Raw genomic sequence first — 22,611 nt, 5'->3', positions numbered from 1 at the left:
CACATTTCTGAGACAATTCGCGTGCAGGTCGGCAGGATGCGAGAGCAGTGAAACGTCGCCGGCCGGAGTGAGAACGGCCATGAGTACGCGCTTCGAGTGCGGCTTTCGTCGGTGGCGGCGGCTAGGCTCGTCGCCGGACATTGATGAAAATTCGAGGAGCGCGAGACAACAGTGCGATTCCAGTGGAGGCGCGGCCTATGACGTCTGAGACCGTGGCAGCCGAATTCGGCAATTCGACCGAACCTGCCGGAGCCCAATCCGCGGGAACCCAGCCTGGCGCCCCTACCGGTTCCCTTCGTGCATGGCAGCGCCGTGCACTGACCAAATACCTTTCCAGCAGTCCCCGTGACTTTCTGGCTGTTGCAACGCCTGGAGCAGGTAAGACCACCTTCGCTCTGCGAGTAGCGTCGGAATTGCTCCGCGACCGGACGGTCGACCAGATCACCGTCGTGGCCCCGACCGAGCACCTCAAGCACCAGTGGGCCGAGTCCGCTCAGCGCTCCGGCCTGGCATTGGACTCGCGGTTCTCCAACTCGACCGGCCAGACCTCGAGTGACTATCACGGAGTCGTGCTGACCTACGCCCAGGTTGCCTCGCACCCGTCGAAGCACCGTGTGCGCACCGAGGGCCGCAAGACGCTGGTCATCCTGGACGAGATCCACCACGGCGGCGACGCGAAAAGCTGGGGCGATGCCATTCGTGAGGCTTTCGGCGACGCGACCAGGCGGCTCGCGCTGACCGGAACCCCGTTCCGCAGTGACGACAGCGCCATTCCTTTTGTCGAATACGAGCCGGACAAGGAAGGTCTGCTCCGCTCGAAAGCCGATCACTCCTACGGATATTCGGATGCGCTCAAGGATGGCGTGGTCCGACCCGTCGTGTTTCTCGCCTACTCGGGCGAAGCGCGGTGGCGTAACAACGCGGGCGAGGAATTCACCGCCAGGCTCGGCGAGCCGCTGAGCGCCGAGCAGACGACTCGGGCCTGGCGGACGGCCTTGGACCCTGCCGGGGACTGGATTCCTGCCGTGCTGCACGCAGCAGACACCCGTTTGGCGCAGCTGCGCAGTACCGGTATGCCCGATGCCGGCGGACTTGTCATCGCGACCGACCAGACAGTGGCCCGCGAGTATGCGAAGGCGCTCGCCGCGATCACCGGCGAACAGCCGGCCGTCGTACTGTCCGACGACCCCACCGCGTCAAAGCGAATCGCCGAATTCGGTGCAAGCGACCAGAAATGGATGGTCGCGGTCCGGATGGTGTCCGAGGGCGTCGACGTTCCACGTCTGGCTGTCGGTGTGTACGCGACCAGCGCGTCGACCCCGCTGTACTTCGCTCAGGCGATCGGGCGCTTCGTGCGTTCGCGTCGCAAGGGCGAGACTGCCAGCGTCTTCCTGCCTTCGGTACCGGTGCTCCTCGACCTTGCCGCACAGCTCGAGGCTCAGCGTGACCACGTACTCGGGAAGCCGCATCGTGAGAAGGACGGCCTCGAAGACGACCTGCTCGCCGATGCGAACAAGCAGAAGGACGAACTGGGAGAGGAGGAGAAGGCGTTCACGTCCCTGGGCGCCGACGCCGAGCTCGACCAGGTGATCTACGACGGATCATCCTTCGGTACCGCGACATTCGCCGGAAGTGACGAGGAAGCCGACTACCTCGGACTCCCCGGCCTACTCGACGCCGATCAGATGCGGGCGCTGCTGCGTCAACGTCAGCAGACGCAGGTCGAGGCCAACTCGGCCAAGGCCGCCGCCCCGCAACCCACTGCTGCAGTGGTATCCGATCGAGCGGCGACGGCAGATCAACTCGGTGCGCTCCGCAAGGAGCTGAACGGGTTGGTGGCGATGAACGTTCACCGCACCGGTAAGCCCCACGGCATCATTCACGCGGAACTGCGCCGGGTGTGCGGCGGCCCGCCGACGGCCATCGCGACCGTGGATCAGCTGACCGAGCGCATCGCGATCCTACGCAGCTGGTAGCAGCTGATACCGGCCCCAGAACGGCAGAACGGGCGATCACAGTGATTGTGATCGCCCGTTCTGGCGTTCATGGCGCGCCTCGTGAAGAGGCCACCCCCGGCTGACAGGTCAGATTGCGGGTTCGCTGTCGGAGACGACGGCATTCATCTCGCGAAGTCGATCCGCGTGTTCGGTTGCGTGGTGTCCACAGAAGAGAAGCTCGCCGCCGGTGGGAAGCACGGCGCGTACGCGTGCTCCGGCACCGCACCGGTCGCACCGGTCGGCAGCGGTCAACTGTGGGCTGGTCAGTGTTCCGGGCATGACTCCTCCGTACTGGCTTTGCGGCATTCGGGCCGCGTGCCTGGGGCCTGGTCCGCCGCGTCGGAATGGCGCGGTAGATCCACTCTTACAGACGTTTGGGGTTTACGGGTTGTTCCCGAAGCCGTTTCTTAGTGTTGTGTCTCACTGGAAATGCGCTGGGCAGGCATTCTGCGGTGAAGATTGTTCGCTGACAGCTGATTCGAATCGTCGACCTCAGCCCGATATTCTGGGCTGATGAACCCGGGACGCGAACCACGTATCGACGAGAGCGTCGAGTTGCTCCACATGTGCACGCGCGAGGAATGGGCGCGAGCACAACAGATCGGTGAACGCATCCCCGACGGATTCGAGGCCGAGGGATTTGTCCACATGTCGACTCCGGCGCAGGTTCATCTCCCGGCGAATCGGATTTTCGCCGGCCGCGACGACATTGTTCTTCTCACCATCGATCCGGCCTTGCTCGGCGGTCAGGTGAAGTACGAACCCGGTGTTCCCTCGGACCCGGAATCGATGCGTTTCCCGCATCTGTATGCCCCGATTCCGGTCGCTGCCGTCATCGCTGTCGTCGAGTATTTTCCGGATGAGAACGGCGTGTTTCCGCCGGTTCGGTAGGTCGCCGGTACGCCTACCGTGAACGGCTCCCAGCGGATTACGGCCCTCACGCGATGCAGGTCGCCGATCGGCGCTACCGTTGGTATATGAACGTAGAAGTCACCCCACTACCGGGGATCGGGACGCGCAAGGATTTTGTTCTGTCTTCCGGTCGTCGCGTGGGTGTCGTCACCCATCGGGACGGTCATACCGATCTCATCGTGTCCAAGGCAGACGACCCTGACGCGTGTGCTGCCTCGCTGCCTCTGACCACCGAGGAAGCGGCAGCGCTCAGCAATCTCCTGGGTGCCCCACAGCTCGTTGCCCAACTCGAAGAAGAGCACCGCGACCTTCCGGGAATTCGAACCAAACAGCTCTACATCAAGGACGGCTCGCGCTACGACGGGCAGACCCTCGGGGACACCGGCATGCGCACGCGTACCGGAGTCTCCATCGTCGCCGTCATGCGCGCAGGACAGGTGAGCCCGTCCCCGAATCCCGACTTCACCTTCACTGGGGGAGATCTTCTCGTAGCCGTCGGAACGCCGGACGGTTTGGCCGCAGCGGCAAAGATCTTGGCCAACGGCTGACTGGCGCGTGGACACAACCACCCTTGCACTGATCGAACTCGGCGCGGTCTTCTTCGCGCTCGGACTGCTCGGACGACTGGCTGCTCGCGTCGGGATGTCGCCGATCCCGTTCTACCTGATCGGCGGCTTGTGCTTCGGGCAGGGCGGTTTCATCCAGCTCGGAGACATCGGCGAGTTCTCCCATCTGGCCAGTGAGATCGGGATCGTCCTGCTCTTGTTGCTGTTGGGGCTCGAATACACCGCGGCCGAGCTCGTGACCGGTCTCAAACGCTCGCGAGTAGCGGGCATCGTCGACATCGTTCTCAACGCGACTCCCGGCGCGGTCGTCGGCTTGATTCTGGGCTGGGGCATTGTTGGGGCGACAGTCATGGCCGGCGTCACCTACATCTCGTCTTCGGGCATCATCGCCAAGGTGCTCAGCGATCTGGGGCGCCTCGGTAACCGCGAAACGCCAGTCGTCCTGTCGATTCTGGTGTTCGAAGATCTGGCAATGGCGCTGTACTTGCCGATTCTGACCGCGATGCTCGCGGGCGTCAGCTTCCTGGGTGGACTCGAAGCGGTCGGTATCTCGTTGTTGGTCATCACCGTGGTTCTGGTTGTGGCCCTACGATACGGACGGTACGTTTCGGCGCTTCTCGACAGCCCTGACAGTGAGACGCTGCTGCTCAAACTGCTCGGTGCCGCACTGTTGGTTGCCGGTATCAGCTCGGCGATGCAGGTGTCGGCGGCTGTGGGTGCGTTCCTCCTCGGAATCGCGATCTCCGGTTCGACCGCGCACAACGCCAGTCGCGTACTCGAGCCACTGCGGGACCTGTTTGCCGCGATGTTCTTCGTGGTTTTCGGTCTCAACACCGATCCCAGTTCCATTCCGCCGGTCCTCGGGTGGGCCGCGATCCTGGCCGTCGTCACCGCGATCACGAAGCTGATCACCGGGGCATGGGCAGCCAGACGTCAGGGTGTCGCGCGAATGGGCCAGGCGCGCGCCGGTGCTGCTCTGATCGCCCGCGGTGAGTTCTCCATCATCATTGCCGGGCTCGCAGTGTCCGCCGGTGCGGTCGACGCCGAATTGGCGGCATTGGCAACGGCTTACGTACTCCTGATGGCGGTGATCGGTCCGGTGGCGGCAAGAGTTATCGAACCGGCTGCCTCGTTGTACATCAAGGTTCGTACGAAGTCCTGATTGCGGTCCTATTCTGTCCGGATGTCGAACAGAATTGCTCGCCCGGCCGCGATACTCCTGTGTGCGGCGATCCTCGCGTGTGCTCCGGTCCCGGCGCTCGCCGGTGGAATTCCCGCACTCGAACAGGCCGGACCCGCAGCTGCGCAGGCTACCGCGGACCGATCGCTGCACCTCGAGGGAGCGTCGAACGCACGGGACATCGGCGGCTACGTCACCGAGGACGGGCACACGGTTCGATGGGGGAAAGTGTTTCGCTCGAACGCCCTCGACAAGCTGACACCGTCGGATCTGTCGTCGTTGAGCGAACGAGGAGTGGAATCGGTGGACGACTTCCGCACCGTCGTCGAACGTACGCTCTCGCAGGACCGCATTCCGGAGGGGGCACGAAGCAACTGGTTCGATGTCATCGGAACCAATCCGGCCAACCTCCCGGCTCTGGTGGACATGCCCACGATGTACGCGTTGATGGTGACCGATCCGGGGGCGAGCCGCGCATTCCACGACGCTCTCGCGAACGTCGCGACCACCGGCGGTGCAGTCCTCTACCACTGCTCGGCGGGCAAGGACCGGACCGGCTGGATGACCGCGGTACTCCTGACACTCCTCGGCGTGAGCCGCGCGGACGTGAACGCCGACTACATGCTCAGCAACCAGTACCTCACCGGACCTCGAACGGGGAGTGCGTTCATCGACGGTGTCGAACAGTCTTGGCTGGACACGTCTTTCGCCACTGTGGATCGGATGTACGGCAGCTTCGACAACTACGTCCGGGACGGACTGCAGTTGGGCGAGGACGATGTCGCACTACTCCGGGATACGCTCTTGGATTGAGGCGGCAAACGCAGAAGAGCCGCTCTCCGGTAGTACGGAGAGCGGCTCTTCTACGTTTAGCTGGTGTGACTAGTCGAGGTAGTCGCGCAGAACCTGCGAACGCGACGGGTGGCGCAGCTTCGACATCGTCTTCGATTCGATCTGGCGGATACGCTCACGCGTGACGCCGTAGACCTGTCCGATTTCGTCTAAAGTCCTCGGCTGACCGTCGGTGAGACCGAAGCGGAGGCGAACCACGCCGGCTTCGCGCTCGGACAGCGTCTCGAGGACCGACTGCAGCTGATCCTGCAGCAAGGTGAACGAGACGGCGTCGACTGCGACAACAGCTTCGGAGTCTTCGATGAAGTCACCGAGTTGGCTGTCGCCCTCGTCGCCGATGGTCTGGTCGAGAGAGATCGGCTCACGCGCGTACTGCTGGATTTCCAGCACCTTCTCCGGCGTGATGTCCATTTCCTTGGCGAGTTCCTCGGGCGTGGGCTCGCGGCCCAGGTCCTGGAGCAGCTCACGCTGGATACGGCCGAGCTTGTTGATGACCTCGACCATGTGCACCGGGATACGGATGGTGCGGGCCTGGTCCGCCATGGCGCGGGTAATGGCCTGACGGATCCACCACGTGGCGTAGGTCGAGAACTTGTAGCCCTTGGTGTAGTCGAACTTCTCGACTGCACGGATCAGGCCCAGGTTGCCTTCCTGGATGAGGTCGAGGAATGCCATGCCGCGGCCCGTGTATCGCTTTGCGAGCGAGACGACGAGTCGGAGGTTGGCTTCGAGAAGGTGGTTCTTGGCGCGGTTTCCGTCGCGGCAGATCCAGCTCATGTCGCGTCGCTGAGCCGCAGGCAACTTCTCGCCCTTGTCAGCAAGATCCTGCATGATCTGCACGGCGTAGAGGCCGGCCTCGATGCGCTTGGCCAGTTCGACTTCCTCTTCGGCGTTGAGGAGTGCGACCTTGCCGATCTGCTTGAGGTAAGCGCGAACCGAGTCGGCGGACGCCGTCAGTTCGGCGTCCTTGCGTGCCTGGCGGAGAGCCTCGGACTCTTCCTCGTCCCAGACGAAGTCGCCGGAAGCCTTGTCCTTCTCGGACGGCTCTGCAGCGGTCTCTTCGTCTTCGCCGACTGCTACGACCTCGACGACATCGGACTCGACCTCGGCAAGGTCGCCGTCCGTGATGTCGATGTCTTCCAACTCGACATCGCCGTCTTCGGCATCAGGATCGCCGGCCTTCTTGGGGCTGGCCTTCTTAGCTGCTGCCTTCTTGGCCGGAGCTTTCTTGGCCGGAGCCTTCTTAGCTGCTGCCTTCTTGGCCGGAGCCTTTTTCGCCGGAGCCTTCTTGGCTGCCGGAGCGGTGACGGTGGCCGCCTCCACGGCTGGAGATTGTGGCTCTGACTCTGATGGAGAATCAGCAGTCTGACGTGTATCGGTGGCTGCCACGTACGCCCTTTCGTGACGGTGTCGTGCGGCGTCACGCCAGAGTGGTGATCCGGCGGAGAGGTCAATGGTTGTTGGCCGGCGCGCAGCCGGACTTCACCATTGTAACGACTCTCAGGAAACTCTTACGTCACGGCGGGCCGTAACAGGTAGATTTTCCGCTTTTCACGTGCAGGTTTTCTCATCCGGCGACGGGGGCCGGCCTGGTCAGTCCGACCGACGCGAGCGCAGCTCCGGCGATTCCCGCGGTGTTGAGGAGGGTGGCGGGGACGACCTTCGTGCGGTTGGTCAGGTGCGGAATCCACTTCTCGTGCTTGCGGCTGATTCCGCCTCCGGCGATGAAGAGATCAGGCCACAGCAGGTTCTCGAAGGTGGTCAGAACTCGGGAGACCTCGACCGCCCACTCCTTGTAGCTCCAGTCCTTTTTTTCCTTCACCGACGACGCCGCTCGATGCTCGGCTTCCTTGCCGTCGACCTCGAGGTGGCCGAACTCGGTGTTGGGCAACAGAACTCCGTTGTGCAACACGGCCGATCCGATTCCGGTACCGAAGGTCAACAAGATCACGACGCCGGAGGTATCCTTGCCCGCTCCGAACGAGTCCTCGGCAATTCCGGCGGCGTCGGCGTCGTTGAGGACGGTGACCTCGCGCCCACCCAGGGCCTTGCTGAAGAGCGCTGCCGCATCTGTGTCGATCCACGACTTGTCGATGTTCGCGGCACTGCGCGCGACGCCGCCGGTCACAACCGCGGGCAAGGTGATGCCGACCGGACCGGTCCACTTTGCCTGCTCGACGATCTCGGCGACAGTGCCCGCGATCGCATCGGGAGTGGAGGGCTGCGGGGTCAGGATCTTGATGCGGTCACCGATCATTTCCCCGGTGCTCAGGTCGATCGTGCCGCCCTTGACGCCGCTGCCGCCGACGTCGATCCCGAAACCTGTGGTTGTCATCGTCCTGCGCTCCTGAGTGTCGAATTCGAGGTCACGATCTACCGTTGCAAACACTAACCCGAACAAGGACCCGGGCGCGTGCGACTCCGGGCGTTCGAGTGGTGCCCCTCGGTGCAGATGTGTTGCGATGGTCCGGTGCGCCCTTCAGAAAGAACGTTGCCCGACTTTTCCGCCGATTCGCTGGACCCCGCGCAATTGCGGGAGGTTGCCGTAGCCGTCGCCGAACGCGCGGCCGAACACGTCCGCTTGCGTCGGCCCGAGGTATTCGGCCTGGTGGGTTCCGGTGCCGCCGAAGGTGGTTCGGTTGCTGCGAAGAGCACGCCCACCGATCCCGTCACGGTGGTCGATACCGAAACCGAACAGGTGATTCGCGACCTTCTGGCGCAATTGCGGCCTGCAGATTCGATCTTGGGTGAGGAAGGTGGGGGAGACACCGACGATGCCGCGGGAGTTCGATGGGTTGTCGACCCCATCGACGGCACCGTGAATTTTCTCTACGGAATCCCCGCGTTCGCCATCTCGGTGGCCGTACAGATCGACGGGGTCTCGGTCGCAGGGGCTGTCGTCGACGTGTCGTTGGAAACCACGTACGCCGCGCATCGGGGCGGTGGCGCAAGCATGACCACGGCCGACGGAGTCGTCAGTGAACTGCAGGCCAACGCGGTGACCGAACTGTCAATGGCGCTGTTGGCCACCGGCTTCGGATACGGAGCGGATCGCCGGAAGGTGCAGGGCACGTTGATCGGGCAGATCCTGCCGCAGGTCCGCGACATCCGACGTATCGGTTCGGCTGCGTTGGATCTGTGCATGGTTGCCACCGGCCGGGTCGACGCTCACTTCGAACACGGACTGAGCCCGTGGGACTGGGCAGCGGGCTCCCTGATCGCTTCCGAAGCGGGCGCTGTCATCAACGTCCCGGCGCCCAATTCCACTTCGGCTGACGGCGATGTCGTCTATGCCGTGGCTCCGGCGATCGCGGATCAGTTCGCGCAGATGCTCAGCTCGAGTGGCGCGGATCAGCCGATTCCGAGCTGAGGTCGTTCAACAGCGCGCGGTGCGGGCTGCTTTGAGCAGTGCGATGTCCATCGGGGCGACTTCGGCGTTCGCGGGCTGCTCGGCCAGAGCGTGCAGGATCGCGGTGGCGTCGGTGTTGGGCGTCAGGGCGCCCTTGTTGTAGGTGCCCAGAGCCAAGTCGACGGTGTCGTCGCCGCGGCCGTCCTGGACCAGTTCGGTGCAGGGGGCGACCAGCCACACGGAACTGGCGGCGGCGAGGCCGTTCGCTCCGAAGCGGATCTGACCCTGGCACTCCATGTTCTGGTCGACGTAGACGGGGTCGTTTCCGACCTGGACGTCCGGCGCGCTGGCGAAGCCGAACTCGCTCAGTTGCGCTGCCACCTGGGCCGCTTGACCGTGTTCACCGTTGGCGTTGAACACACGAACCTTGGTGGCGGCGAGGGGAGCGGGATCCACGTCGAGCAGCTTCGAGCGGTCGACGACGGATCCCAGCGGAAGTGGCGCCGCTGCCGAAGGATCGGACGAAGGTTGCGGGAGGTTGCAGGCGACGGTGTCACTGACTTCTGCCTCGGCGCTCAGGATGCGGACCCACAAGACACTGCCGATCAATGCGAGTACCGCGAACACAGCGATCACCGGCCACGCGCGCCGACGGCGGAACGGACGTCCCTGGTCATCGGTAGAGCTGCCTTCGGTGATCAGAGAAACCACGGTATCCCTCGACTTTCTTGACGAAACTTCTACTTCGCCATCGGGCCGAGCGGTGCCGGCATGACGTTCGGTGCCTACCTTAGAGGGCCTGTGTGACTACACAGGCGAAGCGCGGCTCGACGCGTCGAGTCCTTGTTGATTGCGAAACGGCAGTTGGCCGATTACCGGCCTGTTTCTACCCGGATTCAGCCCGAAAACGTCATGGAAAGGTCACAGCTTGCTCTTGCCTTGGTGACAATTCGCAGTCATTTTTCGGAAATTTCCGATTCAGTTACTACTTTCGTGCTCGCGTCGGCTACTGTCTGGCGGCCCAGGTCGTTCAACTGGGCATCGGCCGGACGCCGAAATGACAACCAAATGAGGCGCAGATCACGTTCCCGGAAGGAACTTCCGGGCACTAATTCCAGTCCTGCAGCGTTATGCAGCGACAGGGAATGATCTGGATGCCACGGCGGTTTCCATGCGCATCAAGGATCTACCGGATTCTCGGCGCACACGGGACCGGGATACACGAAGAGGATGGGGTAGACGAGATGGCAACTGACTACGACGCACCGAGGCGTACAGAGTCCGACGAGGTTTCGGAGGACTCGCTCGAGGAGCTGAAGGCGCGACGCAACGAAGCGCAGTCAGCCGTCGTCGACATCGACGAGACGGACACCGCGGAGTCCTTCGAGCTGCCGGGTGCCGACCTTTCCGGCGAGGAACTCTCGGTTCGAGTTGTTCCGAAGCAGGCAGACGAGTTCACGTGTTCGAGCTGCTTCCTGGTTCATCACCGCAGCCGCCTGGCCAGTGATGCCAACGGACAGCTCGTATGCATGGACTGCGCTGCCTGATCTCCCTTCCCGGTGGTCGACCCGTCAGCTCGAGGGTCGACCAAGGGTCGGGAAGTACTGCTTTGCTGTGACCGCGCTGGTCAGCGATCCAGCGCAGCCAGCAGATCAGCGGGACGACGTGTGCTCACCAACCAGTACGGCGTGGGATCCTCCGGGTCGTCGAGCACGATCAACACCATTGTCTTGACCCATGGGCGATGCTGGACGAATGCCGACGGATCGAGTTGGCGCCCCATCGCAGCACTCTTCGCGGAAGCCGGCACTGCTGCCGCCCGTGAAATCAATTCGACCGGCAGGTGGGCTCTACCCACGTGCAGTTCCTTCACCCCTGCTGTCTCCACCACGTCGACACGCATCCGGCTGAGCCAGAACGCGGCCCAGATCGGGATGGGGAGCAGTACGACGTACGCCAGGTACGAGAGAAGCCCCGGGCGGCCCATGTGGACCTCGGCCGCGAGGAGTCCGGCTACTGCCAGTCCGGCGATCCACCACCAGATCGGCACCCACAGGCGCTCGGAGTACAGCGTCGTGGACGGGGGCGTTGTGGTGGCGACGTCAGGTCGAGATGTTTCGGGCACCTGTCAAGGATAGTCCGTCGCTACGAGTAGTCTTGGCCCACGTGAGCGACCATCTCTCCATCGCCTTGAAGCGACTGGATCCAGACCTGCCGGTTCCACAGCGTGCGCATCCCGGAGATGCGGGTGTGGATCTGTGCTCCACCAGCGACGTCACCATCGAACCCGGCCACCGAACACTGGTCGGAACGGGGATTGCGATCGCTCTGCCGGTGGGCACCGTCGGGTTGATTCATCCGCGTTCCGGCCTCGCCGCCAAATCGGGACTGTCGATCGTGAATGCGCCCGGAACAGTGGACGCGGGATACCGGGGCGAGCTCAAGGTCTGCTTGATCAATCTCGATCCGGCCACAGCCATCGACATCCGCCGCGGTGACCGAATCGCTCAGCTCGTGGTTCAACGAGTCGAACTTCCGGTTTTCGAGGAAGTCGAGTCGCTGGACGACACGACCAGAGGGACCGGAGGCTACGGTTCCAGCGGCGGTCACTCGATACTCGATACCGATGCGCCTGGCGCGGTAGTCGGAGAGGGAGTCTGAATCATGTTCGGACGCAAGAAGAAGACAGACGTCGACGAGGAGCCCACCAGCTTCTTCGGTGACGAAAACGACGAGTCGGTGGAGGTCGACGAGGTCGAAGAAGACTTCGACGATGCCGCCGGTGACGAATTCGGCGACGAGTCGCAGGGCCCCTACGACATCACGGAGATCGATTCCGATGATCCGACGGCAGGCCGCGACGGTCAGCGTCTTGATCTCGGATCCGTTCTGGTGCCGATGCCGACCGGCGGACAGTTGCAGGTCGAGATGGCGCCCAACGGTTCGCCGCAGGCCGTGCACCTGGTCACCGAGCACGGCCGCATCACCGTTGCCGCCTACGCCGCTCCGAAATCGCCCGGTCAGTGGCGTGAAGTCGTTGCCGAGCTCGCGCAGTCGCTTCGCGACGACAATTCCGCGGTGAGCGTCGAGAACGGACCGTGGGGCCGTGAACTGGCTGCCGTGACGGCCAACATGGACCTGCGATTCATCGGAGTAGACGGTCCGCGGTGGATGGTGCGCTGCGTGGTCGCGGGTCCGAGTGGATCCACCGCCGCGAACGCACCTTTGGTGGCAATCGCACGGGACATCCTGCGCGACACCGTCGTCAACCGAGGATCAGAGCCGCATCCGGTGCGGACACCGCTGCCCGTCGTGCTCCCGCAGGTACTTGCCGAGCAGTTGGCGGCCGCGCACGAGCAGCAGTTGGCGGCGGCGCAGCAGCAACAGGTCGCAGCCCAACAGCAGCAGTCAGCTCCGCCGGCACCTCCGGCGCGGCCGACCCCGCCGCCGCGTAGCGGCGAATCCGGTTCTGCCATGCAGCAATTGGGTCAGTAACAGATTTTTTCAGGGTTTCTGTCAAGCGCTCGCGGTGGTATCGGATTCGATCGCCGCGAGCGCTTTGATGCAGGTGGACCCGAGAACGGCGGGGTCGCGCCCGATCATGTCGAGCGTCGTCGTGGCGACTGCGCTGCGGGGGAGTGCATTCGCCCAGGCTTGCGCCACCGCCGCCGGATGAACCGGGTCGTCCACTGCCGAAGCGATGCCGACCGGAATGCCCACCGACTGCAACGCGCTCTCGCTGAGCGAGTTGTACGACGCCGCCTCGTCGAGCGCGGCCGCGAGATCGGGCCACTGCGAGCGCCACGAGCGCTCGAGTTCGGCTCCGAGCCACGCCGGACTCGATGCGAGCATCGCCGCGATCACCGCCTCCAAACCTTCGGAGCGCAGTTGCCCTGCGGTGAACCTCGCGCTCGCCGCTGCGGGTGCGTCGTCCGCCGACCCGATCCAGGCCGGAAGCGCTGCCAACACACTCACTGTTCGATCGGGGTTGGCGGCGGCCCACTGGAGCGCAACGGCCGCCCCGATCGAGACGCCTCCGACGACGATTCGGCCGTGGGTGTCCGCGGCTCTGTCCATCGCGTCCAGATAGCCGTCCACGACACGCCGAGGGTCCGGTTCAATTGCGACGATGCGCACACCCAGAGCCGCCAGCGGCGCCCGGAATGCGCGGTCCGCGAAGTGAGCGTCAGAGCCTGTACCTGGGAGAACGACGGCAACGGTCGCCGATTCTGAGTTCTGCATCTTTTGATCTTGCCCGGTGCCCCCGAGACGCGGACTGACCGGTGTGGTTACACGCTCGTAATGGGTCTACAGTGGCGATCACACAGCCCTTCACGTGACGCGAAACCCTTGCGTCACACATGTTCGCAGGAGCGCGCAATGGCACCCGCCGCCGCAGGATATTTTCGTCGACTGACCCAGCGTCTGACCGAGGACGTCGACCAGTTGGACGCCCAGGAAATGGCCGAGTCCAACAAGGCTTCCGGAGGTCAGAAGGCTTGCGATTGTCGTCGCGGTGAAGAAGTCACGATGGTGGGCCGACTCCGCAGCGTCGACGCGTGTCCCAAGTCGGGAAATGCCAGCATCGAGGCCGAGTTCTTCGACGGCACCGAAGTGATCAATCTCGTTTGGATCGGGCGTCGCCGGATCCCGGGAATCGAGACAGGTAAGACCCTGCTTATCCGCGGGCGCGTGGGCGAGCGTGACGGTCGCAAGGCGATCTTCAACCCGTACTACGAACTGCGCGGCGAATAGGCGCGTTTCCCGCATTTACCGTGCAACTCGGTGACTGTGGCACCCTCGACAGGTGACTGAAACACAACAGCGATCGGTAATCGACCAACTCGGCGGGCTGAGTGGTCTGATCTATTCGTCTTTGCCGATTCTGATTTTTGTCCCGGTCAACAGCATCTGGAACCTCACCGCGGCAATCTGGGCCGCGTTGGGCGTCGCCGTCGCGATCGCGGCCTGGCGCCTCTTCCGCAAGGATTCCCTCCAACCCGCCATTTCCGGGTTTCTCGGAGTCGGAGTCTCCGCGTTCATTGCCTATCGCACCGGCGACGCCAAAGGATATTTCCTCTTCGGTATCTACACGAGCCTGGCCTACGGCGCGGTCTTTCTGATTTCCATCCTCGTCCGCTGGCCCCTCGTCGGTATCATCTGGGGCTACCTCAACGGGCACGGCAATCTCTGGCGCAAGCACCGCTCTGCCGTCCGCCTCTACGACATCGCGACGGCGGCATGGGCTCTGGTCTTCGGTGCGCGCTATCTCGTTCAGTCACAGCTCTACGACACCGACCACACCGGATGGCTCGCAGTCGCCCGTATCGGTATGGGGTGGCCACTGACGGGTCTGGTCCTGCTGGTGACCATCTGGGCCGTGCGCAGGGCGGATCGCATCGTCGAGCCGGAACCGGTCGTGGGGTCTGAAAGCACCGAGCCCACCGCAACGGACGCGGGGTCCGAAGAGGTGGGCTCGGTGAATCTGACGAAGCCGCGCGAAGACCGCGATCTCAGCTGATCAGGTCCTGGTACTCAGGGTGCTTGTCGAGGAACTTCACGACGTACGGGCACACGGGGTGAACTTTGAGGCCGCGTGCTCGTAGGTCGTCCAGCGCCTGGCGGACGAGAACCCCGGCCAACCCGAAACCTTCGAAGGCCGGGTAGATCTCGGTGTGGTTGAACGAGACAACGTCACCGGACGTGGTGTAGTCCTCGATCCCGGCGAGGTTGCCGTCGGCATGGATCTCGTAACGGCTCTGGCCCGGATTGTCGGTGACTACGGTGTTTTCGGGTGCTTGTGCCATGTGATTCCCTTTCGTCGTCCGTGTGTTCGTCGGTCACTTCTCCAGGCGGAGTGCAACGCGCAACTGATCCTCGGCGTCGACGGCAGCAACGAAAAGCAATTCGTCCCCGCCTTCGATGGGATCGTCCATCTGCGGAACGATCACGCGGCCGCCACGCAAGATGGTGACCAGTGCGCAGTCTCGCGGAAGTTCGAGTTTCTTGACGGCCTTACCGGCGAGCGGTGTGTTGTCGGGCAACGTGATCTCGACGAGGTTCGCCTGTCCCTGCCGCAGTGTCATCAGTTTCACCAGGTCACCGACGGAGACGGCCTCTTCGACGAGCGAAGCGAGCATCCGCGGTGTCGAAACGGCGACGTCGACGCCCCACGACTCGTCGAAGAGCCATTCGTTGCGGGGATCGTTGACGCGGGCGACAACTCGGCGAACACCGAACTCGGTTTTCGCGAGCAGACTGAGGACCAGGTTTGCCTTGTCGTCTCCGGTCGCGGCAATCACGACCTCGTACGACTCCATCGACGCGTCCTCGAGTCGGCTGAGTTCGCAGGCGTCCGCGTGTACCCACTTCGCCTCGGGCACCGACTCCGGTTCGATGTGATCGAGTTTGCGTTCGATCAGCATGACGTCGTGTGAGCTTCGAATCAGCTCTCGCGCAATGGAGCGGCCTACGGCGCCGGCTCCGGCGATGGCGACCTTCATCGAGAACTTCCAATCACGGTGTAGTGCAACACAGTCGCAGGTTTGTTGTGAGGGACGGCGTTCGGATCAGTCATCTGCGGCCTCCTCAGTCGTCACTCGGCGGCTGGTTGCCGGCCAGTGCGATCGCCTCGGCGACGGTCCCCGACACGGCAGCGATGTAGACCTGATCGTCGGCCTGGATGACGGTCTTGCGGTCGGGGAGAATGCCGGTCCCGAAGCGGATGATGAAGGCGACTCTCGAACTGGTCGCGCTCTCGAGTAGTGCGATCGGCTTGCCTGCCCAATCCTCGTGCAGGGCAAGTTCGGTAATCGCAACAGTGCCCGAAGGATCGCGCCACTTCGCGGTCTGACTTTCCTTGGTCAGCGTGTGCAGGAAGCGATCCGTCGACCACGGCACGGTCGCGACTGTGGGGATGCCGAGGCGCTCGTAAACGGCGGCACGCTTGGCGTCGTAGATACGCGCGACGACGCGTTCGACGCCGAAAGTCTCGCGTGCGACGCGTGCTGCGATGATGTTGGAATTGTCTCCCGAGGACACCGCGGCAAAGGCGTCGGCGCGTTCGATGCCTGCCCGGACCAGCACGTCACGGTCGAACCCCATTCCCAGGACCTTGGTTCCCGGGAAATCGAGATCGAGACGCAGAAACGCACTCTGATCGCGGTCGATGACGGCGACCTCGTGTCCGATCCTGGTCAGAGACGCGGCGAGGGACGAACCCACCCGACCGCACCCCATGATGACGACATACACGCCCTACTCCGTTCATGGACCCTCGTGGCGCGATTGCACGCCGAATCGAACGGTACAGCCCCTCACGGGAAGAGCAAGTACAACGGTCGCCTGCGTGCCGGTTGTCACGACAAAAGGTGAAGTTGGGGCGCTGATGACTCCGAATCGGGTGCGACGGCTTACGCTTTGCACGTGTCTAAGCTCTCGACCGCTACCAAGCGGCTCCTGCTCGGTCGGCCGTTCCGAAGCGACAAACTCGGGCACACGCTGCTACCCAAGCGAATTGCACTACCGGTCTTCGCGTCCGACGCGATGTCGTCCGTCGCATATGCCCCCGAAGAAATCTTCCTGGTTCTCTCTGTCGCGGGTATTTCCGCGTACGCGTACACGCCCTGGATCGGCTTGTCCGTAGCCATCGTCATGGCTGTGGTGGTGGCGAGTTACCGCCAGAACGTGCACGCTTACCCGTCCGGTGGCGGCGACTACGAGGTCGCAACGGTCAACTTGGGCCCGACCGCCGGTCTGACCGTCGGTAGCGCGCTGATGGTCGACTACGTGCTGACCGTCGCGGTGTCGATTTCGTCGGCGGCGTCGAACATCGGCTCGGCCCTGCCGTTCGTCGCGCAGCACAAGGTGTTGTTCGCGGTCGCGGCGATCGTGTTGCTGACGGCGGTCAACCTTCGCGGCATCCGTGAATCCGGCACGGCGTTCGCAATTCCGACGTACGCATTCATCGTCGGTATGTTCCTGATGCTCGGGTGGGGATTCTTCCGGATCTACGTCCTCGGTGAGGATGTGCACGCGGAATCGTCGTCGTTCACTCTGAACGCCGAGGACTCGCATCTGTACGGAATTGCCTTCGCGTTCCTGATCGCGCGCGCATTTTCCTCGGGTTGTGCCGCACTGACCGGCGTCGAGGCCATCAGCAACGGCGTACCGGCGTTCCAGAAGCCGAAGTCGCGCAACGCTGCCACTACCTTGCTGCTGCTCGGCTCGATCGCCATCGTCTTGCTGATGGGCATCATCATCCTGGCTCAGAAGATCGGCATCGTCTACGCACACAATCCGCAGGAACAGCTGGTCGGGGCGCCGGAGGGGTACCACCAGAAGACCCTGATCGCGCAGATCGCCGAAGCCGTGTTCAGTGGTTTCCCGATCGGGTTCTTCTTCATGGCGATCGTCACGGCACTGATCTTGGTTCTGGCCGCGAACACCGCCTTCAACGGATTCCCGGTACTCGGATCGATCCTGGCGCAGGACCGGTACCTACCGCGTCAGCTGCACACGCGCGGGGACCGACTGGCATTCAGCAACGGAATCCTCTTCCTGTCCGGTGCTGCCATCGCATTCGTCGTGGTGTTCGGCGCCGAGGTCACCAAGCTCATCCAGCTGTACATCGTCGGCGTCTTCGTCTCGTTCGTGCTCAGTCAGACGGGCATGATCAAGCACTGGACTCGGCATCTGAAGTCCGAGACCGACAAGTCACAGCGGGCCCGCATGCAGCGCTCGCGAGTGATCAATTCGATCGGTCTGGCCATGACCGCCACCGTCTTGATCATCGTTCTGATCACCAAGTTCGCTGCCGGCGCGTGGATCGCCATCGTCGCGATGGTCGCGATCTTCATCGTGATGAAGATGATCCGCAAGCACTACGACAGCGTCGCCGCCGAGCTCGAGGAGCAGGAGTGGGACGGCGTGCTGCCCAGTCGTACGCACTCGATCGTGCTCGTCTCGAAGCTGCACATGCCGACCATGCGAGCTCTCGCCTACGCGCGAGCAACGCGACCGGACACTCTCGAAGCCATCACGGTCAACGTGGACGAGCCTGACACGCGTGCGCTCGTGCGTGAATGGGAGAAGAGCGACGTAACGGTTCCGCTCAAGGTGATCGAGTCGCCGTACCGCGAAATCACCAAGCCGGTTCTCGACTACGTCAAGCGTGTACGACGTGATGCTCCGCGTGACGTCGTCACCGTGTTCATCCCCGAGTACGTCGTCGGACACTGGTGGGAGCAGATCCTGCACAACCAAAGCGCGCTCCGCCTCAAGAGTCGCCTGCTCTTCCAGCCCGGTGTGATGGTGACGAGCGTTCCGTGGCAGCTGAGTTCGTCGGCAAAAGCGAAGCCGCTCGACATCGAGAAGACCGCAGGTGCGACGCGTCGTGGGTACGACACCGGCGAGAAATGACCAGCGGCGAGAAATGATCGGCAACACCGAAATGGCAGGCGTAGTTCGTTGAGTGAGAATTGGACCGGGCAGAGCTTCGAGGTCGATCTGGGCAACCCCGGCCACGGCGGGTTCGTCGTCGCCCGGCACGAGGGGCGCGTCGTCTTCGTCCGTCACGGTTTGCCGGGGGAGCGGGCGCTGGTCCGGGTGACCGAGGACAAAGGTGGATCCTTCTGCCGCGCCGACACGATCTCCGTCCTCGACGTATCGCCGCATCGCATCGATCCGACCTGCCCTATCTCCGGGCCGGGCGGGGCGGGCTGCTGCGACTACTCGCATGCGGATCTGAGCGTCCAACGTGAGATGAAGACCTCGGTCGTGCGGGAACAGCTTCTGCGACTCGCTCGCGTCGAATCGGACATCGAGGTGGAGGAGCTGCCCGGAACCGGAGACGGAACGGGCTGGCGCACGCGGGTCCGGCTGGCGGTGGACGCGCAGGGCGTCGCGGGATACCACGCGTACCGCAGCAACCGGATCGTCACCAATCTGCGGTGCACGCAGATCGATCAGAGCGCGTACGACGGTCTGGGCGGCCCGCAATGGCAGCCGGGCAGTGAGCTGCAGGTCGTTCTCGACGCTGCCGGTGAGCGGCACGTCGTGGAAATCGCCGCACCCGCGGTGTCCAAGACGGGACGGCGGACTCCGGGGCGTCGCGGCGCGATGGCACGCCGAGCGGCAAGCGGCGGCCCGCGAAAGACCCGAGTGGCCATCGGATCGGACATAGTGATCGAGCGCGTCGGCAATCGAGAATGGGCGCTGGCCGCGACCGGTTTCTGGCAGGCCCATCGCGGCGCTGCGGCCGCGTACTCACAGGTGGTCGGTGATTGGGCCGGAGCCGCTACCGCGGACACGGCCTGGGATCTCTACGGCGGAGTCGGCGTTTTCGCAGCTGTGCTCGCCGACCTTGTCGGGCCTTCCGGCGTGGTGGAGTCCGTCGAATCTTCGGTGCGAGCAGTCGCTGACGGACGGGAAGCGCTTTCGGATCTCGGTCAGGTGCGCTTCCACAGTGCCCGGGTCGAGAACATTCTCGCAGATCTGGAGCGTTCGCCTGCCGTCATCGTGCTCGATCCACCACGGGCGGGGGCGGGGCGTCCGGTCGTGGAAGCTCTCGCCGCAACGGGCACTGAACGGATAGTCCACATCGGGTGCGACCCGGCGTCGTTCGGTCGCGATATCGGTCTCTACTTGGAGCAGGGCTTCAGAATCGGCGGCCTACGGGCGTTCGACGCCTTCCCACAGACTCACCACATGGAGTGCATCGCGCTCCTCGAACGCTGACACGTCCCGAAATCTTTCGCTGAAACGGTGTGACGCTTATCGCGTTCACTACAGTTGCTTGCATTACGCAACTAATCGTATAGTTTCGTTCTGCAAGTAGTTTTCCGTTTTCAAGTCACGGCTCGTTCGGGCCACTCGAATTCAGGGGTAGGCAATGTCGGTACAGCCGGAGACGGCCCAAGCGCTCGTCGACACGATCTTCATGTTCGGCAGATCGCTGCGAGCCGCGGTCACCACCGGTGCAGACAGCCTGCTGCCGCCTGCGCTGGTCAGTGTGTTGTTCATGCTGGCAGCGCGTGGGGAGTGCCGACAGAACGAATTGGCCGTCGATCTGTGTGTCAGTCAGTCGTCGCTCAGCCGACAAATGTCGGATCTGGTCGACGCGGGGTATGTCGAGAGAAATCCCGATCCGGCTGACAAGCGGGCGTTCCGCATCCGAGTATCGGAAGAGGGACACGACGTTTTACGGAGAACCACGCAACGGCGTGCGGCGCGTTTGCGCAACATGCTCGAAGACTGGAGCCAGGAAGAGGCCATGGCCGCAGTGACATCGCTGCAACGTCTCAACGAGACGTTCGGCGCATCGAATCGGCAGGCCTCACCGGCAGTTCCGCACACGGGCGTAGAAAGTATTGGGAGATAAGGCACATGGCAGCAACAGTAGGAGAAACCCGGGCAAGTACCGGAGGTGACGGATCGGCTCGCGAAGCGGGCGCGATGACTCACCGCGAAATTCTCGAAGCACTCACCGGACTCATCGCAGCGCTGTTCACCGCGCTGCTCAGCAGCACCATTGTTTCGACAGCGCTTCCCACCATCATCGGTGAACTGCACGGAACGCAGACGCAGTACGCCTGGATCATCACCACGGCACTGCTCGCCACCGCGGCATCGACGCCGATCTGGGGCAAGCTGGCCGACCTCTACAACAAGAAGATCCTGGTCCAGACCGCGATCGTCATCTTCGTGATCGGCTCGGTCATCGCCGGCGCGGCGCACAACGTTCCGTTGCTGCTCGGTGCGCGTGTCATCCAGGGCATCGGCATGGGTGGCCTGACCGCTCTCGTCGTAGCCATCATCGGCACGATCATCCCGCCGCGAGATCGTGGTCGCTACTCCGGATACATGGGTGCGGCCATGGCCATCTCGATGTCCGGTGGACCGATCCTCGGCGGCGTCCTCGTGGACACTGCCGGCTGGCGCTGGTGCTTCTACGTGTGTGTTCCGTTGGCAGTCATCGCACTGTTCCTCCTTCAGCGCACCCTGCACGTCGAGACCGTGAAGAAGGACAACGTTTCCATCGACTGGATGGGCGCCACCCTGCTCACCGCCGGTGTCAGCGTCCTGCTGATCTGGGTTTCGTTTGCCGGCCAGGACGACTACTACGCCTGGCTCTCGAAGGAGTCGGCATTCTTCGTCATCGGTGGTCTGGCCCTGCTCGGCCTCACGATGTTCGTCGAATCCAAGGTCAAGGATCCGATCCTGCCGATCAAGATCATCACCGAGCGCACCACGGCCCTCGCGATCATCGCCTCGATCGCCGTTGGTGTCGGCCTCTTCGGCGCGACGACCTTCCTGACGCAGTACTTCCAGACCGCACGCGGGTTCGATCCCACCGAAGCCGGATTGCTCACCATCCCGATGGTCGCGGGCATGCTCGTCGCGTCCGTCGGCTCTGGCCAGCTGATCACCAAGTTCGGTCAGTGGAAGCCCTTCATCGTCGCCGGCGCAGTTCTGTTGTTGGTCGGTTTCGGGCTGCTGTCGACGATCGACCACGCCACCAGCCTCTGGACCATCGGAATCTTCATCGCCATCGTCGGTCTGGGTACCGGCATGTTGATGCAGAACATCGTGCTCGCCGTGCAGAACACGGTCAGCGTCGAGAACATCGGCGCGGCCAGCAGTATCGTGGCGTTCTTCCGTACCTTCGGCGGCGCGATCGGTGTTTCGGTGCTCGGTTCGATTCTCGCGACCCGCGTCAAGACACTGACAGTCGATTCGGTCTCCACCTTGCCGCCCGAGCAACAGGCAGTAGCTGGAAAGAGCCTCCAGGACGGCCTCGACCTGAGCAACATGCCTGACTTCGTCTCGCAGATCGTTCGGTTCGCCTACGGCGATGCAACTGGACGGATCTTCCTGGTCGCAGCCGTCGTCGCGGTGGTCACGCTCGTGTCGGTCATCTTCATCCCGAACCGTCCGCTGCGCACCACGATCGACCTGGCGACTCCTGACGCCGAGCAGAAGTTCGAAGAAGAGCGCGAAGAGAAGAACGAGGAGAAGAACCTCACTCGCTGATCCGCATGCCCGGCTGGTCTACCGCCAGCCGCGTCTTCCGAATTACTTCTGTCACGCCATAGCCCATCGAACGCGGACCGAGATCGATTCTTCGATCTCTCCGCGTTCGACGGCTATCGGGGCCGAATCCGCTTTCATCGCCGCGACACGTCCGCGCATCGGCACGATCTGGTCGAAGTCTTCGAGTACCTCGAGGACTTCGACCAGATCTTTGTCTGCCAGGTCCGCGAACTGTCTGGCCTTCGATTCGGCTGCCGTCCACGCCAATTCGCGTGCTTTTGTCGCCAGATCGCTGCGGTCGTCGAGATCGAACTCCAGTCCGTCGAGCCGTATCGCGTCGCCGCCCACCGATACACATGCCGCGATGACGGCAGCGGGGGAGTTGGCCGCATCTGGCTCCAGCTCTCGCAGTACGACTCGGAAAGTTGTCGATGCCGTGAATCCTGTTGTCTCCTGGCGGCCTCCGTCACTCCAGTGAGTCTGCGGATGGACGCTCAGCCCGGCGGTGGTGAGGTCCGCTCCGCGCACACCGCGCGCATGCAGGGTCTCGGTCAGGGCAGTGGACAGACGCGCGACGGCGTCGAATGCGTCGGAAACGGCCGTCTGTGTCACCGATACTCCGATCGTCAGCCGCACGATGTCGGGAACAGCTGTGGCAGTGGCGGTTCCGGTCACCGTGACAGTCGACGGCTCCGAGGTGAGGGCGGTGGTGGGCATGTGCGG

Annotated in this window: 25 protein-coding genes; 15 read left to right on the top strand and 10 right to left on the bottom strand. The window is 63.4% G+C overall.

The features are described from left to right. Positions 1-197 precede the first annotated feature (197 nt). Positions 198-1,976: a DEAD/DEAH box helicase gene (locus R4P65_RS25190; protein WP_230817184.1), complete on the top strand. Its 1,779-nt coding sequence runs from the start codon at positions 198-200 to the stop codon at positions 1,974-1,976. 108 nt (positions 1,977-2,084) lie between these two features. Here the strand turns inward: R4P65_RS25190 and R4P65_RS25185 are convergent, their stop codons facing one another. Next, on the bottom strand, positions 2,085-2,276 hold the full coding sequence (locus R4P65_RS25185; protein WP_230817185.1) for a hypothetical protein: 192 nt from the start codon (positions 2,274-2,276) through the stop codon (positions 2,085-2,087). Positions 2,277-2,510: 234 nt separating this feature from the next. Between R4P65_RS25185 and R4P65_RS25180 the strand changes: the two genes are divergently transcribed. The 4 genes from R4P65_RS25180 to R4P65_RS25165 all read left to right on the top strand — a co-directional run bounded on the left by R4P65_RS25180 (position 2,511) and on the right by R4P65_RS25165 (position 5,468). Next, positions 2,511-2,888 (top strand): DUF952 domain-containing protein, encoded by a 378-nt coding sequence (locus R4P65_RS25180; protein WP_317828555.1) that lies wholly within the window; start codon positions 2,511-2,513, stop codon positions 2,886-2,888. Between the two features lie 86 nt (positions 2,889-2,974). Then, complete coding sequence (locus tag R4P65_RS25175; protein ID WP_021344116.1) at positions 2,975-3,457, top strand: cation:proton antiporter regulatory subunit; 483 nt, start codon at positions 2,975-2,977, stop codon at positions 3,455-3,457. 7 nt (positions 3,458-3,464) lie between these two features. Then, complete coding sequence (locus tag R4P65_RS25170; RefSeq protein WP_230817187.1) at positions 3,465-4,637, top strand: cation:proton antiporter; 1,173 nt, start codon at positions 3,465-3,467, stop codon at positions 4,635-4,637. A gap of 21 nt (positions 4,638-4,658) precedes the next feature. Beyond that, positions 4,659-5,468 carry a tyrosine-protein phosphatase gene (locus tag R4P65_RS25165; protein ID WP_317828554.1) on the top strand — a complete coding sequence of 270 codons (810 nt, stop codon included), beginning with the start codon at positions 4,659-4,661 and terminating at the stop codon, positions 5,466-5,468. 69 nt (positions 5,469-5,537) lie between these two features. Here the strand turns inward: R4P65_RS25165 and R4P65_RS25160 are convergent, their stop codons facing one another. Together R4P65_RS25160 and ppgK are read right to left on the bottom strand one after the other, a co-directional pair. Further along, on the bottom strand, positions 5,538-6,962 hold the full coding sequence (locus tag R4P65_RS25160; protein ID WP_370333980.1) for an RNA polymerase sigma factor: 1,425 nt from the start codon (positions 6,960-6,962) through the stop codon (positions 5,538-5,540). A gap of 112 nt (positions 6,963-7,074) precedes the next feature. Beyond that, positions 7,075-7,842: a polyphosphate--glucose phosphotransferase gene (ppgK, locus tag R4P65_RS25155; RefSeq protein ID WP_317828553.1), complete on the bottom strand. Its 768-nt coding sequence runs from the start codon at positions 7,840-7,842 to the stop codon at positions 7,075-7,077. 156 nt (positions 7,843-7,998) lie between these two features. Here ppgK and R4P65_RS25150 point away from each other — a divergent pair, with 156 nt between their 5' ends. Next, on the top strand, positions 7,999-8,877 hold the full coding sequence (locus R4P65_RS25150) for an inositol monophosphatase family protein (protein WP_317828552.1): 879 nt from the start codon (positions 7,999-8,001) through the stop codon (positions 8,875-8,877). Between the two features lie 6 nt (positions 8,878-8,883). On the opposite strand, the gene cei is transcribed toward R4P65_RS25150, so the two are convergent. Beyond that, complete coding sequence (cei, locus tag R4P65_RS25145) at positions 8,884-9,567, bottom strand: envelope integrity protein Cei (RefSeq protein WP_317828551.1); 684 nt, start codon at positions 9,565-9,567, stop codon at positions 8,884-8,886. Between the two features lie 533 nt (positions 9,568-10,100). On the opposite strand from cei, the gene R4P65_RS25140 reads away from it, so the two are divergent. Continuing rightward, positions 10,101-10,403, top strand: coding sequence for a DUF4193 domain-containing protein (locus R4P65_RS25140; RefSeq protein WP_003942593.1), 303 nt, complete (start codon positions 10,101-10,103; stop codon positions 10,401-10,403). 80 nt (positions 10,404-10,483) lie between these two features. Here the strand turns inward: R4P65_RS25140 and R4P65_RS25135 are convergent, their stop codons facing one another. After that, complete coding sequence (locus R4P65_RS25135; RefSeq protein ID WP_317828550.1) at positions 10,484-10,981, bottom strand: DUF3093 domain-containing protein; 498 nt, start codon at positions 10,979-10,981, stop codon at positions 10,484-10,486. A gap of 41 nt (positions 10,982-11,022) precedes the next feature. Between R4P65_RS25135 and dut the strand changes: the two genes are divergently transcribed. Together dut and R4P65_RS25125 are read left to right on the top strand one after the other, a co-directional pair. Continuing rightward, the gene (gene dut, locus R4P65_RS25130) at positions 11,023-11,517 is read left to right on the top strand and encodes a dUTP diphosphatase (RefSeq protein ID WP_317828549.1); all 495 of its coding nucleotides are present in this window, start codon (positions 11,023-11,025) and stop codon (positions 11,515-11,517) included. Between the two features lie 3 nt (positions 11,518-11,520). Further along, on the top strand, positions 11,521-12,351 hold the full coding sequence (locus tag R4P65_RS25125; RefSeq protein WP_317828548.1) for a DUF3710 domain-containing protein: 831 nt from the start codon (positions 11,521-11,523) through the stop codon (positions 12,349-12,351). A gap of 21 nt (positions 12,352-12,372) precedes the next feature. Here the strand turns inward: R4P65_RS25125 and R4P65_RS25120 are convergent, their stop codons facing one another. Next, positions 12,373-13,098: an alpha/beta fold hydrolase gene (locus tag R4P65_RS25120; protein WP_317828547.1), complete on the bottom strand. Its 726-nt coding sequence runs from the start codon at positions 13,096-13,098 to the stop codon at positions 12,373-12,375. A gap of 138 nt (positions 13,099-13,236) precedes the next feature. Here R4P65_RS25120 and R4P65_RS25115 point away from each other — a divergent pair, with 138 nt between their 5' ends. After that, a complete protein-coding gene (locus R4P65_RS25115) occupies positions 13,237-13,611 on the top strand; it encodes an OB-fold nucleic acid binding domain-containing protein (protein ID WP_003942613.1) in 375 nt (124 codons plus the stop codon). Between the two features lie 52 nt (positions 13,612-13,663). After that, complete coding sequence (locus R4P65_RS25110) at positions 13,664-14,377, top strand: DUF3159 domain-containing protein (RefSeq protein WP_317828546.1); 714 nt, start codon at positions 13,664-13,666, stop codon at positions 14,375-14,377. Here R4P65_RS25110 and R4P65_RS25105 read toward each other — a convergent pair. From R4P65_RS25105 to R4P65_RS25095, 3 genes are all read right to left on the bottom strand, one after another. Continuing rightward, entirely contained in the window at positions 14,370-14,663 is a 294-nt protein-coding gene (locus R4P65_RS25105; RefSeq protein ID WP_230817196.1) for a GNAT family N-acetyltransferase, read from the bottom strand. The genes R4P65_RS25110 and R4P65_RS25105 overlap by 8 nt on opposite strands. Positions 14,664-14,696: 33 nt before the next feature. After that, positions 14,697-15,359: a potassium channel family protein gene (locus tag R4P65_RS25100; protein ID WP_230817197.1), complete on the bottom strand. Its 663-nt coding sequence runs from the start codon at positions 15,357-15,359 to the stop codon at positions 14,697-14,699. 85 nt (positions 15,360-15,444) lie between these two features. Further along, the gene (locus tag R4P65_RS25095) at positions 15,445-16,110 is read right to left on the bottom strand and encodes a potassium channel family protein (RefSeq protein ID WP_230817198.1); all 666 of its coding nucleotides are present in this window, start codon (positions 16,108-16,110) and stop codon (positions 15,445-15,447) included. Between the two features lie 171 nt (positions 16,111-16,281). Between R4P65_RS25095 and R4P65_RS25090 the strand changes: the two genes are divergently transcribed. From R4P65_RS25090 to R4P65_RS25075, 4 genes are all read left to right on the top strand, one after another. Continuing rightward, positions 16,282-18,276, top strand: a complete 1,995-nt coding sequence (locus R4P65_RS25090; protein ID WP_095970528.1) for an APC family permease — start codon at positions 16,282-16,284, stop codon at positions 18,274-18,276. Between the two features lie 48 nt (positions 18,277-18,324). Further along, a complete protein-coding gene (locus R4P65_RS25085) occupies positions 18,325-19,593 on the top strand; it encodes a class I SAM-dependent RNA methyltransferase (protein ID WP_317828545.1) in 1,269 nt (422 codons plus the stop codon). 154 nt (positions 19,594-19,747) lie between these two features. Next, positions 19,748-20,236: a MarR family winged helix-turn-helix transcriptional regulator gene (locus R4P65_RS25080; RefSeq protein ID WP_003942624.1), complete on the top strand. Its 489-nt coding sequence runs from the start codon at positions 19,748-19,750 to the stop codon at positions 20,234-20,236. 5 nt (positions 20,237-20,241) lie between these two features. Then, complete coding sequence (locus R4P65_RS25075; protein ID WP_317828544.1) at positions 20,242-21,888, top strand: MDR family MFS transporter; 1,647 nt, start codon at positions 20,242-20,244, stop codon at positions 21,886-21,888. Positions 21,889-21,939: 51 nt separating this feature from the next. On the opposite strand, the gene R4P65_RS25070 is transcribed toward R4P65_RS25075, so the two are convergent. Beyond that, complete coding sequence (locus R4P65_RS25070) at positions 21,940-22,605, bottom strand: SIMPL domain-containing protein (RefSeq protein WP_317828543.1); 666 nt, start codon at positions 22,603-22,605, stop codon at positions 21,940-21,942. Positions 22,606-22,611 lie beyond the last annotated feature (6 nt).

Source organism: Rhodococcus sp. IEGM 1318, from assembly GCF_033142465.1.
GTDB classification, from domain to species: Bacteria; Actinomycetota; Actinomycetes; order Mycobacteriales; family Mycobacteriaceae; genus Rhodococcus_F; species Rhodococcus_F qingshengii_B.
This window is presented reverse-complemented; position numbering and strand designations above follow the sequence as displayed.

What these genes read in the sequence shown, in the direction of transcription:
- R4P65_RS25165 (WP_317828554.1), top strand. Translation starts at nt 4,659, where the DNA reads ATGTCGAACAGAATTGCTCGCCCGGCCGCGATACTCCTGTGTGCGGCG.
- R4P65_RS25080 (WP_003942624.1), top strand. Translation starts at nt 19,748, where the DNA reads ATGTCGGTACAGCCGGAGACGGCCCAAGCGCTCGTCGACACGATCTTC.
- ppgK (WP_317828553.1), bottom strand. Translation starts at nt 7,842, where the DNA reads ATGACAACCACAGGTTTCGGGATCGACGTCGGCGGCAGCGGCGTCAAG.
- R4P65_RS25190 (WP_230817184.1), top strand. Translation starts at nt 198, where the DNA reads ATGACGTCTGAGACCGTGGCAGCCGAATTCGGCAATTCGACCGAACCT.
- R4P65_RS25105 (WP_230817196.1), bottom strand. Translation starts at nt 14,663, where the DNA reads ATGGCACAAGCACCCGAAAACACCGTAGTCACCGACAATCCGGGCCAG.
- R4P65_RS25070 (WP_317828543.1), bottom strand. Translation starts at nt 22,605, where the DNA reads ATGCCCACCACCGCCCTCACCTCGGAGCCGTCGACTGTCACGGTGACC.
- R4P65_RS25140 (WP_003942593.1), top strand. Translation starts at nt 10,101, where the DNA reads ATGGCAACTGACTACGACGCACCGAGGCGTACAGAGTCCGACGAGGTT.
- R4P65_RS25115 (WP_003942613.1), top strand. Translation starts at nt 13,237, where the DNA reads ATGGCACCCGCCGCCGCAGGATATTTTCGTCGACTGACCCAGCGTCTG.
- R4P65_RS25185 (WP_230817185.1), bottom strand. Translation starts at nt 2,276, where the DNA reads ATGCCCGGAACACTGACCAGCCCACAGTTGACCGCTGCCGACCGGTGC.
- R4P65_RS25120 (WP_317828547.1), bottom strand. Translation starts at nt 13,098, where the DNA reads ATGCAGAACTCAGAATCGGCGACCGTTGCCGTCGTTCTCCCAGGTACA.
- R4P65_RS25175 (WP_021344116.1), top strand. Translation starts at nt 2,975, where the DNA reads ATGAACGTAGAAGTCACCCCACTACCGGGGATCGGGACGCGCAAGGAT.
- R4P65_RS25180 (WP_317828555.1), top strand. Translation starts at nt 2,511, where the DNA reads ATGAACCCGGGACGCGAACCACGTATCGACGAGAGCGTCGAGTTGCTC.
- R4P65_RS25125 (WP_317828548.1), top strand. Translation starts at nt 11,521, where the DNA reads ATGTTCGGACGCAAGAAGAAGACAGACGTCGACGAGGAGCCCACCAGC.
- R4P65_RS25100 (WP_230817197.1), bottom strand. Translation starts at nt 15,359, where the DNA reads ATGAAGGTCGCCATCGCCGGAGCCGGCGCCGTAGGCCGCTCCATTGCG.
- R4P65_RS25075 (WP_317828544.1), top strand. Translation starts at nt 20,242, where the DNA reads ATGGCAGCAACAGTAGGAGAAACCCGGGCAAGTACCGGAGGTGACGGA.